General features: G+C 38.3%; 1 protein-coding gene. It reads right to left on the bottom strand.

The features are described 5' to 3' along the window. Positions 1-794: 794 nt before the first annotated feature. Positions 795-1582 (bottom strand): hypothetical protein (locus A6733_RS09080; RefSeq protein ID WP_176696793.1); only part of this gene is annotated, 788 nt, incomplete at its 5' end.

Below are 1582 nucleotides of genomic sequence, written 5' to 3'. Positions count from 1 at the left end.
TGAATGTCTATGTTGCACGTGATACATGATTTTTCAAGGTTTGTACGACCTTTGTATAAACTACAAAGGTACTGTACTACTCGTAGCATCGATCGATACTTGTATTTTTTTATTTAATTGATGGAATTTGCATTTTAAGTACACTGCAGATAGTGTTTTAGAACATTCGTACGAGAGCTGATCTTGTATACAATGGTTGTTTTACGTAATTCATAGTATGCCTACTTGTCTTATTCGTATGGTGTTGGTTGTTGGTTAACTGCCATATATATTATTCCGTTGTTAATTTAATTTATTTTGCTGCTTTTAACATAAAATATTTGTTGATTTTTGCTGGTAAGAATGTTGTTGCGCACATTCCATCAATTAAATAAAAAAATACAAGTATCGATCGATGCTACGAGTAGTACAGTACCTTTGTAGTTTATACAAAGGTCGTACAAACCTTGAAAAATCATGTATCACGTGCAACATAGACATTCAATGTATATACTGATACACAATTACGTCATGAATGATTCCTTCGTTAGACCAGCATAAATTACGTATAAAATAAAAAAATTCACACACGAAATGTATTTTTCTAATTCCACAAATATTCCCGGCTACCGCATAATCAGCGTGAGACACATCATTACCTGATAGCTCCATAAAACAGCTTCCACTTAATCATATACCATATGAATAAACAAAACCCACATCACCGAACATAGTATAAAAACACACCATCCATGCACAAAAAACGCATAAAATTATGTAACACTAATAGTAAGAAGTAAGATCAGTTCTAACAATTAACTACTCCTTTTCCTTTTACGACCACTTACTCTCTGAGCACTGCCCAGATGTGAAGAACATACCCCTCCTCTAACACCTATCATAGATACACTTGATTCAGCGGCGGGTGATGGTGAAGGTGACAGCCCCTGGTTCATCAATACTGACAATCTTACTCCCATATCATCCTCACCAGCAGCAGCACAGGTAGCAGCAGCTACTAAAGAAACATTACTAACATCCACAGGCTCAGAAGAGGAAGATCCAGAAGCTACACCACTACTCGTAGGCACCACAAAAGTCCCCATAAATGATTCACGAGCAATAAATGCTTTCTTAGGTCCGCGAAAATAATTACTGCTAACTGGTGTGGGAGCTTTTACAATAGCTGCAGTAGAAATAGAAGAAGGGGCAGTAATAGGCATTACTATCCGCTCAGATAAAGACGAAAGAGTTGATTCACCTACCAAAGCTCCCGGTGCAGAAACAATACCTTCTGTAACTAATCCAACTTCTCCAGTCAATGCAGGTGACCCTGGAGATAAAGAGGAAACATCAGCATCCCATTCTGATTCAGATGGAGATGAAGATAAATATGAAGATGAAGACGCGGGTGAAATCGAAGGTGAAGAAGGAGGCGGAAGTGATTCATCCCCCAAATCACAAAATGCAGAATCAGCACCAAACGTAGTCAACCTTACTCTATCTTCTCCAGCCGATGGAGAAAAAGATAAAATACCAGCATCTACTTCCAACCCAGATGGAGGTGAAGATGAAGGCAAAGGAGCAGGCAAAAAAGAAGGTG

This window comes from Candidatus Ichthyocystis sparus (genome assembly GCF_900078745.1).
Lineage (GTDB): Bacteria > Pseudomonadota > Gammaproteobacteria > Burkholderiales > 2013Ark19i > Ichthyocystis > Ichthyocystis sparus.
This window is presented reverse-complemented; position numbering and strand designations above follow the sequence as displayed.